The following is an 8,622-nucleotide window of genomic DNA, read 5'->3' on the forward strand; positions in this document are numbered from 1 at the left end:
AGGCGGCGCCTGCGTTCCCGTCGGAGCCAGTCGCCGCGGGCGGTTCGGTAGGCGTCGGGGGCGGGGTGCAGTTGGCCGGCGAGGGCTTCGAGGGCTTCGCCGAGCTGCTCCTCGGTGTCCCGGGCGTTGGGAGTGCTGTTCATCGCCGGGCCTCCATCGCCTGGGTGAGAGCGGCGAGGCCGCGCGAGGTATGGGTCTTGACCGATCCCGCGGAGATGCCCATCGCCGCGGCGATCTCGCCTTCCTTCAGGCCCATCCAGTGGCGCAGCACGAGGGCCTCGCGCTGCCGGGTGGGCAGTTGCTGCAGGGCCTCGAGCAGTACCCGCTGGTCGTCACGGAGCAGCGCCGAGTTCTCCGCCGAGGTGATCCAGTCGGTGGGCGGTGCCTCGGTGTGGCGACGGGCGACCTGGAGATGGCGTATGCGCATCCGGGTCAGGTTGCAGACGATGGAACGCAGATACGCCTCCGCGGACTCGGCGTCCCGCAGTTTCCGCCACTTCCGGTACATCTGGTAGTAGGCCTCGGCCGCGATGTTCTCCGGATCATCTGCACCCAGCAGCGCGGCGAGGCGGAGCATCGACGGGTAGTGCTGGTCGAAAAGCCGGGCGACGGCCGCTTCCCGCTCCTGTTCGGCAGGATCGGTTCGAAGCGGAGCGGGCTGAGTGACCGGTGCGGCCTCATCATGCGCAGCATCCGCGTGGTGCCGCTCACGTGGGTCTGCGGCTGCGTTGCGATCTGCCACCGGCGGGCCCGCGAGGAGCGGGACAGTGGTGGGGATGGTCCGTCTCATGGGGTGTTCTCTCCTGTCCCTGGAAGGTGCTTGTCCGGCAGGCAGGGGGCGAGCGCGGTGGTGTCCGCGTGCCGGGGGGTGCCGATCCGGTCGAGTACGACGGTGCTGACGAGGCTGACCGTCAGATTCAGAAGCAGGGCCGCAAGCCCCGCGTAGATCTCCAGGGACTGGCCGGAGGGGCCGGGCACAGGAAGGGGCACGAGAGGGGAGAACCCCTCCTGTACGACCATGACGGTACCGGTCACCATGCCGACGGCCCAGCCCGCGATCAGCGCCCGGTGGTGGAGCATGCGGGTGAACAGCCCGATGGCCACGGCAGGGAAGACCTGGAGGATCCATACGCCGCCGAGCAGTTGCAGGTTGATCGCAGCCTGGTCCCGGAGCCCGAAGACGAATGCGATGGCTCCCGCCTTCGCGGTGAGTGAGACCGCTTTGGCGATCCTCACCTGGCGCTTGGGCGTGGCGGTGGGATGGAAGTACTCGGCGTACACATTGCGCACGAACGAGGTCGCCGCCGCGATCGACATGACGGCGGCCGGAACGAGCGCACCAACGGTGATCGCGCCGAAGACCAGGCCTGCCAGGGGCGTCGGCATGAGGCGGTTCACCAGGACGGGGACGGCGGCCTCGGCGCCTCCGTCGGGGGCCTGCACGCCCGAGGCGAGCGCGGCGATGCCGAGCAGTCCGAACAGGGCGAGCACCGCGGTCCAGGCGGGCAGGGCGACGGAGACCTTGCGCAGGGTGTCCGGTCCGGAGGCGGCGAATGCCGCGGTCAGGACGTGCGGGTACATCAGCAGGGCCAACGCCGATCCGAGGGCCAGGGTGGCGAAGGCCGGCTGCTGGCCGGGGCTCAGGACGAGGGAGACGCCGGGGGTCTCCGGCCCTGCGAGACGGCGAGCCGCCTCGTCGAAGACCAGGCCGGGTCCGCCCATGTGGGCGAGGACGAGCCAGGTGACGGCCAGTACCGAGCCGAAGACCGCCACGGCCTTGAGTGCCGAGATCACTGTGGGAGCGCGAAGGCCGTGCCGGTAGGTCGCCACTGCGAGGCCTGCGAAGATCGCGACCATGGCCGGGTCACCGGTGGCGGCATTCGGATAGAGCCCGCCGGCGGTGAGGACCGCGCGGATGCCCAGGAGTTGCAGCGCCAGATACGGCATGGTCGCGAGGATGCCGGTGAGAGCGACCACCAGGGCCAGAGGCGCCGAACCGTAGCGTCCGCGGACGAAGTCCGCGGGAGTGACGTAGCCGCCTGCGCGGGCCACGTCCCACATCCGGGGCAGCAGGACGAAGGCCAACGGGCAGACCATCACGGTGTACGGGAGGGCGAAGAAGGCGAGCGCCCCGGTTCCGTACACCAGCCCGGGCACGGCGGCGAAGGTGTAGGCAGTGAATACGGTCCCGCCCAGCAGCAGCCACGTCCAAACGGTCCCAAGACTGCGATCGGCCAGTGCCCATCCTTCCAGGGAGGGCAGGGCGTCGTTGCTGTGCAGGCGACGGGCGGTGAGGGCGAGCACGGACGCACCACCGATGACGGCGAGGAACGCCGCGGCCATGGGGCCTTCAGTCATCCGTCACCGCCCTTGGTGTCTTGCCGAGTGTGTGAGCCCTGTTTCCTGCGAGTTGCGTGGAGGGCCGGTTTCGATGACAGGAATGCGGAGGAAATCGCTACGAGAAGACCGCCACGATCTACCTGGCCGGCCTCCACACCGCAGGAATGATCAGCGGGCCGACCGAGGCCCAGCCCGGCATGGGCACCGGTCGGCGAGGCCGCGGACGGTAGGGAGGCCGTACGCCTCGCCCGGTTGGGGTGTGGGATCTCACCACCGAAGAGCAGGCCGGACCGGCGTTGGTGTTCCCGTTGCCGGGCTCGGTGGTCGCCGCAGGGCCCGACGAACGGCTGGTGGTGGCTTTCGGCTCGCGGCGCTGTCCCGCAGTTGAGTCCGGTCACCCGGCGGTGTCGCGAGTGTGCCTGACCCGGCCGGCTGCCGTGTACGTCGGCGGAGCGACCGCAGCCGCGCCTCGCCGGCCTGTCTGGATCGAGCGGCACTGCGGCAGGCGTCCTGTGGTCGGTCACTGGGGCCAGTGCTGCCGGGTTGCCCAGTCGCGCAGCGTTGTGGGGCCGGTCCGCACGGCTGCGGGATCCGCAGCAGGGGGCAGCGGGGCGCCGGGCGGGGGAGGCAGATAGGCCGCTGCCACCCCGGCCGCGGCTTCCTGCCCGAGATAGGGAGTCAGCATCTGCTCGTACTCGGCCGGCGCGATCGTCTTCCAGCGAACCTCTTGCCCGAGCGCGGCCGAGAGTCCGGCGGCGACCTGGTCGCCGGTGAGGGATTGTGGTCCTGCGACGATTTGCAGCGGCGGCGGTTCAGGTGCCGTGGCCAGTTCGGCGACGGTCGCGCCGAGATCGTCCAGAGCCACCCAGGGAACGGGCAGGTCCGAGGGGAGCGGGTAGGCGACTTCCCCGGCCCTGACCCGGGCGGCGGACCATGGGGCGGCCAGGTTCTCCAAATACGTGCGGGCCGGGGCCACCACGGAGGCTGTGGCCACGCACTCGGCCAGCCGAGCGGTCATCAGCGCCCGGGCGTCCACGAAGGGGACGCCGACGCCTTCGTCAGCAAGGACACCGCCGGTGTTGAACACGGCTTGGGCGACGCCTGCCTTGCGCAGTGCCGCGAGCACCGACTCGGCCTGGGCCACGGCGGTGTCCGCCGCGAACACCAGCGGCAACTGCACCACAACGGCGTCGGCTTCGGCGTAGGCAGCGGCCAGTGACGCGGTGTCGTTCAGGTCCGCAGCCACACCTTCCGCACCGGGTGGGAGCGGCGCCCGGGGGTCCCGGACCGCGGCGCGGACGCGGTGGCCCGCCGCGAGGAGGTGGCGTACGACGGGAGCGCCCTGGGCACCTGTGGCGCCATGGACGACGACTGTCTGTGAACTGGTCATGCAGCGGACATTAGATCCGATTGCAAAGCAGTACCCAGAACGTGGCATAGTGTGCTTATGGAAACCATGGACCCGGAGCGGTTCGTCCGCCTGACGGCAGGGGTGCCTTCGCACGGCTGCGGGGTCGAGCGCACGCTCAAAGTCCTCGACGGCAAGTGGACGACCCTGATCGTCCGGGACCTGCTGACCGGGCCCAAGCGCTTCGGGGAGCTGAGGAGCGCCTTGGGCAACCCCAGCTCCAAAGTCCTCACCGACCGTCTGCGTGCCTTGGAGCATCAGCGGATCCTCACCCGTACGGTGTACGCGGAAGTCCCGCCTCGCGTCGTCTACGAACTCACCGAGGAGGGCAGAAGCCTCAGCAGTGTTCTGCACTCCATGCTTGTCTGGGGGGAACAGCATCCCGAGCACGAGCCGGACGGCCCCAGAGCTGTCTGAAGGGCTCGTAGATCTGACACGTCGGCCTGGTCCCGCCCACCAAGGCGGACGATGCTGAAGCGGCCGTAGCCGGACAGCGCGACGGTCAGGTCTCCGAGCCTGCCGCGGGGCACGTGGTCCAGGAAGGTGATGCAGGCGCCGGCGGTGGCCTGCGAGCCCTCGGCGCAGCGGCCCTGCGCGTCCCCTGAGGCCATCGAGGACGAAGTCGCCGATCACCTGGTGGAAGACCGGCCGCTGGCGCTGGCGATGCGAGCCTCTGGCCCGGACGCCGTCGGACGCCGCTCGAGCCGGTTGCTGTCACGCGGTGCCCTCCCTCAGGCGGTGCTGGTGGGCTGGGTACACGCCGAGGATGCGTACCTCGGACGAGAAGAAGCGCAGTTCCTGCAGGGCAAGGGCGACTCGGGGCTCGTCGGGATGCCCCTCGATCTCGACGTAGAAGCGGCTGGCGTTCAGCCCGGCACCGATCTGGTAGCTCTCGATCTTGGTGAGGTTCACGGCACTGCTGGCGAACCCACCGAGCGCTTTGTAGAGCGCGCTGGGGATGTTCCGCACGCTGAAGAGGAGACTGGTCATCGTCGGGTCACCCGTGTCCGGCGGGAAGGCGGCGTCGCGGGAGAGGACGACGAACCGCGTGGTGTTGTCCGGGTCGTCCTCGACCCCCGACCGCAGTACCTCGAGACGGTAGCGGCGTGCCGCAGCCGGCGGGGCGAGTGCTGCGTGCCGGCGGTCGCCCAGCTCCGCCACCTCGCGGGCCGCCCCCGCGGTGTCGTCGGTGACGAGCGTGCGCCAGCCGCCCTCGCGCAGAACCTTCCGGCACTGTCCCAGGGCGTGCACATGGCTGCGGACGCATTCCACCTGGTCGAATGACGTGCCCGGGAGGCCCATGAGGTCGAAGCGGATGGCGAGGAAGTATTCCGCGATGAGGAACAGGCCTGACTCCGGAAGCAGGTGGTGCACGTCGGCGACGCGTCCGGCTGCGGAGTTGTCCACTGGGATCACCGCCACGTCGGCCGCGCCGAGCGTCACGGCGTCCAGGGCCTGATCGAAGCTCGTGCAGGGCAGCTCATTGCATCCGGGATACAGGTCGTTGGCGGCGGTTGCCGAGTTGGACCCGGGTTCCCCCTGGTATGCGACGGTCGTCACCGTGTCTGCCACCTTTCAGCCATGAGGGTTGTGTCGTTGGGCGACAAGAGATCCACAGTGAACCGCACGGGCTGCGGAATCGCAGTGTCGCCCGGAATCGAAGATGCAGGGCGTGGTGACACAGGGAGCCGGGGCCCCTGCGCCGGACCGACAGGAGCGGCCGGTCCGGCGGGGGGCCGGGAGCCCGGCTGACCGATGAGCATCGTCGGTGCGGCGGCCATCCGAGTCAGAAACGCTGTCGCCGAGTCGGGGTCCTGGAGCTTGATCTTTTGCGGAGCCGTCTTTATGGCGACCCTCGCTTCTTCACGGTCAGGTTCCGACCTCCCGCTCCCGCAGGACGGGCGATCTCCCCGTACGGAGACTTGCCGACCCGAGCCCCCATCAGGGCCAGCCGCCGGTGAACGCGATTACCTGACCGGTGACGAATGCCGACTTGCCGGAGGCGAAGAACTCGACGAGATTCCCGAGCTCCTCCGGGGTGCCCAGTCGGCCGACTGGCACTCGATCCTCGATTTCCTTCCGTCCGACCGGATTGTCGATGAACCGGTCTCGCGGGTAATACAGCTCACTGTAGAGGTAGTTGGGGGCTATGGCATTGACCTGGATCCCTGAGGGCGCGAGCTCCCGGGCGAGTGCGAGGGCGAAAGTCGTCGCTCCGCCCCGTGCCGTGGTGGGCACGCTGAATCCCGGTTCGGGCTGAAGTTCACGGGCAGAGGTGACCAGGACGATGCTGCCCGTACCGCGGCCTTTCAAATGCGGGATGATCGCTTGAGCGAGCCGGAACGGCGTGACAAGCACCGCTTCGAGAGTGGCGCGCAGATCGTCAAGTGAAACGTCCTCTATCGGTGCGGGCCGGTTCGGGTGGACGTCGTTGCTGATCAGGGCATCGATTGCGGTGAGGCTTTCGATGGCTTCGGCCACCACCGCCTGCGGGTCCTGAGCCGACAGAACTGCGATGTCGGTGTGTGCGGCCGCGTACGCTTCGCGTGCTCGGGGGTCGGTGAAAGTGCGGTCGTGGCAGGCTATCTTGTACCCCGCCTTCTCCAGTGCTTCTACCGTCCCTGGCCCGCCGTACTCGAGTACATTGGTCACCAGTGCCGTGCGCCGTCCCATGATTCTCCTTCGGGTGCAGATGTGATGGACGAGCCAATGCCTGAGCGGCCCAAACGAACCACGGCGGGCCTGGTGCAACCACTGCCGGCGAATGTGCCGATGGGGAGTCGGCCCTCTGACCGGTTCCCTACGCCGTGCTGCCGGTACGCCTCACACCTCCTTCCTCAGCGGCGTGCCGGCTCCGGATGAGCTGACAGGGAGTTGCGTGACCATGTGATTCGGTTGACACCGAACGCCGTCCCGTTCGTCCGTCCGGGACGCGACCGGCTGGATCACCCGACACCGCAAGTAAATCCCCTACGGATGTGGCCAGCGGTTCTGTACGGCAGTCGCGCTGCTTGTCATCGACCGTCGGGCGCGCGGGCGGGCTCGGAGTGTGGCGTCTGAAGGTCGTCGGGCGGCGCGGTCGACTGCCCGCCGGCCGACGAGCGCAGCACGCTCTTGGGTACGGCACCGGCCCCCGACTCGTCGGTTGCCAGGACGGCGGTACCGATCTGCAGGCCCGCGGCTCCCAGCGTCAAGGCTGCCGCCGCACCACGGCCGTCGGCGATTCCGCCCGCCGCGATGACGGGAACAGAGACAGCGTCCGCGGCCTGCGGGACCAGCGAGAACGTGCCCACCAGCATGGTCGGTCTGCCCCTCGCCATGAGGCCGGTCTGCTCGCACCGGGTGCCCCCACCGCAACCGCCATCTCGCGTCCGGCCGCCGGCTGCGGGAGACGACCGACCGCGTCGTACTGGCGACCGACGACGGCCGACTGCTCGCATCCGACGACGTGGCGCTCCCGCTCCTCAACCAGTCGGCACCTGTCGCCCCTGGCCCGCTCCCGTTCGCGGTCACGGACGCATACAGCCGGCAACTGCCCCGACCCCGGCAGCCGTCTCCGGCTCCGACGGCGCCGTGTTCTCCCACTCCCGTACAACATCGGTCATCCGGTGTTACTCCGAGATCCAGTCCCAGCGTTTGTTGCACACACCCCGAATGGGGACGGCGGGGTGTTGAACCACCGTCTCGGCCAGTGGATATGCGTGGATCGGGCGTTGCGGGTCCTGCATGATTTGGGACATGCTCATTGAACACGAAGGTGTTGCGCCGACCGTTCACGCCTCTGCCTACGTCGCCCCGACGGCGACCCTGTGCGGGGATGTGCGTGTCGGCGCGGGGTGCCGGGTGCTGTTCGGTGCGGTGCTGACCGCGGAGGGCGGACCCGTGGAACTCGGTGAAGGCTGCATCGTGATGGAGAACGCGGTCCTGCGCGGAACGCGCCGTGATCCCCTGAGCCTGGGGCGGGAGGTCCTCGTGGGCCCCGGCTCCTATCTGACCGGATGCACGGTCGAGGACGAGGTGTTCCTGGCAACCGGCAGCCGGGTCTTCAACGGCGCCCGGATCGGGGCCCGTTCGGAGGTCCGGATCAACGGGATTGTGCATCTGCGCACGGTGCTGCCCCCGGACGCCATGGTGCCGATCGGCTGGGTGGCCGTCGGGGACCCGGCACAGGTGCTTCCGCCGCAGGAGCACGAGGCGATCTGGGCGGTGCAGAAGGAACTGGACTTCCCCGGCTATGTGTTCGGCCTGGAGCGGCCCGGGCCGGGCGAGAGCCTCATGCCGGCGATCTCGGAACGGTTCGGCCGTGCCCTCGGTCGTCACCATGACGACCGCCTGCTCTGAGCCGCCGCCGATCGTGCTCCGGCGCCGAGCGGGCCGGTCCGCCGTTCGGGGCACGACGTAGGCGCAAACGCATCAGACGGACCGGCAGCATGACCAGTCCCTCGCACTCCAACTCCTGATCGTCGACGACCAGCACGCGCACGCTCATACGGGCGAGCTCCGCCGGCCCGGTGAGCCCTGCTGTCTCGTCGGTGAGCGGAGTGTGCGAGGCGATGTCCGGGTGCAGCGACTCGTCGAACGGCACCCAGCGGGACAGCTCCCTCTCGAGCCTTTGAATGCCCGCCTCCCTGAGGGTGAGGACGGGATTCCTGGATCAGGCAGCCTCCCGGACCGGTGGCATGGGAGGCCTGACGCCTTCGGCGCCGGCCGGGTTCAGGCCGACCGGACGAGCATCACGCGGGCGTCCGGCCCGCCCGGGGCAGCGTCCCGCCCTCAGCCCTTACTGATCGTTTCAGAATGAAGTTCGTTGTGGGGCTTGGCAGTTGCGTGTTGAGTCGGCAGGATCTGTGGGGTGTCTGCTGATCTTGTGCCTG

At 69.2% G+C, this 8,622-nt stretch carries 7 protein-coding genes and 2 pseudogenes; 2 read left to right on the forward strand and 7 right to left on the reverse strand.

All coding sequences use genetic code 11. The features are described 5' to 3' along the window. Positions 1-139: 139 nt before the first annotated feature. From AB0K02_RS33715 to AB0K02_RS33725, 3 genes are all read right to left on the reverse strand, one after another. Complete coding sequence (locus AB0K02_RS33715) at positions 140-790, reverse strand: sigma-70 family RNA polymerase sigma factor (RefSeq protein WP_365996425.1); 651 nt, start codon at positions 788-790, stop codon at positions 140-142. Beyond that, positions 787-2,358 (reverse strand): sodium:solute symporter, encoded by a 1,572-nt coding sequence (locus AB0K02_RS33720; protein ID WP_365996426.1) that lies wholly within the window; start codon positions 2,356-2,358, stop codon positions 787-789. Before AB0K02_RS33720 ends, AB0K02_RS33715 begins: the two co-directional genes overlap by 4 nt. Before the next feature lie 502 nt (positions 2,359-2,860). Beyond that, positions 2,861-3,730, reverse strand: a complete 870-nt coding sequence (locus AB0K02_RS33725; RefSeq protein ID WP_365996427.1) for an NmrA family NAD(P)-binding protein — start codon at positions 3,728-3,730, stop codon at positions 2,861-2,863. Positions 3,731-3,787: 57 nt separating this feature from the next. Between AB0K02_RS33725 and AB0K02_RS33730 the strand changes: the two genes are divergently transcribed. Then, a complete protein-coding gene (locus AB0K02_RS33730; RefSeq protein ID WP_365996428.1) occupies positions 3,788-4,165 on the forward strand; it encodes a helix-turn-helix domain-containing protein in 378 nt (125 codons plus the stop codon). 297 nt (positions 4,166-4,462) lie between these two features. On the opposite strand, the gene AB0K02_RS33735 is transcribed toward AB0K02_RS33730, so the two are convergent. The 4 genes and pseudogenes from AB0K02_RS33735 to AB0K02_RS33750 all read right to left on the reverse strand — a co-directional run. Then, complete coding sequence (locus tag AB0K02_RS33735) at positions 4,463-5,308, reverse strand: prephenate dehydratase (RefSeq protein WP_365996429.1); 846 nt, start codon at positions 5,306-5,308, stop codon at positions 4,463-4,465. A gap of 185 nt (positions 5,309-5,493) precedes the next feature. Next, positions 5,494-5,647, reverse strand: a pseudogene (locus tag AB0K02_RS33740) (SAM-dependent methyltransferase); the annotation flags it as partial. A gap of 42 nt (positions 5,648-5,689) precedes the next feature. Then, the gene (locus tag AB0K02_RS33745) at positions 5,690-6,421 is read right to left on the reverse strand and encodes an SDR family oxidoreductase (protein WP_365996430.1); all 732 of its coding nucleotides are present in this window, start codon (positions 6,419-6,421) and stop codon (positions 5,690-5,692) included. Positions 6,422-6,852: 431 nt separating this feature from the next. Further along, positions 6,853-7,188 (reverse strand): annotated as a pseudogene (locus AB0K02_RS33750) (nitronate monooxygenase); the annotation flags it as partial. Positions 7,189-7,486: 298 nt separating this feature from the next. On the opposite strand from AB0K02_RS33750, the gene AB0K02_RS33755 reads away from it, so the two are divergent. Next, positions 7,487-8,089 carry a gamma carbonic anhydrase family protein gene (locus tag AB0K02_RS33755; RefSeq protein ID WP_365996431.1) on the forward strand — a complete coding sequence of 201 codons (603 nt, stop codon included), beginning with the start codon at positions 7,487-7,489 and terminating at the stop codon, positions 8,087-8,089. The last annotated feature ends 533 nt before the right edge of the window (positions 8,090-8,622 follow it).

Origin of the sequence: Streptomyces sp. NPDC049597 (assembly GCF_040675505.1) — a bacterium.
Classification (GTDB): domain Bacteria; phylum Actinomycetota; class Actinomycetes; order Streptomycetales; family Streptomycetaceae; genus Streptomyces.

Bases quoted from the DNA above. Each gene is read 5' to 3' on its own strand.
- AB0K02_RS33725 (WP_365996427.1), bottom strand. From the start codon at position 3,730: ATGACCAGTTCACAGACAGTCGTCGTCCATGGCGCCACAGGTGCCCAG.
- AB0K02_RS33715 (WP_365996425.1), bottom strand. From the start codon at position 790: ATGAGACGGACCATCCCCACCACTGTCCCGCTCCTCGCGGGCCCGCCG.
- AB0K02_RS33745 (WP_365996430.1), bottom strand. From the start codon at position 6,421: ATGGGACGGCGCACGGCACTGGTGACCAATGTACTCGAGTACGGCGGG.
- AB0K02_RS33730 (WP_365996428.1), top strand. From the start codon at position 3,788: ATGGAAACCATGGACCCGGAGCGGTTCGTCCGCCTGACGGCAGGGGTG.
- AB0K02_RS33720 (WP_365996426.1), bottom strand. From the start codon at position 2,358: ATGACTGAAGGCCCCATGGCCGCGGCGTTCCTCGCCGTCATCGGTGGT.
- AB0K02_RS33755 (WP_365996431.1), top strand. From the start codon at position 7,487: ATGCTCATTGAACACGAAGGTGTTGCGCCGACCGTTCACGCCTCTGCC.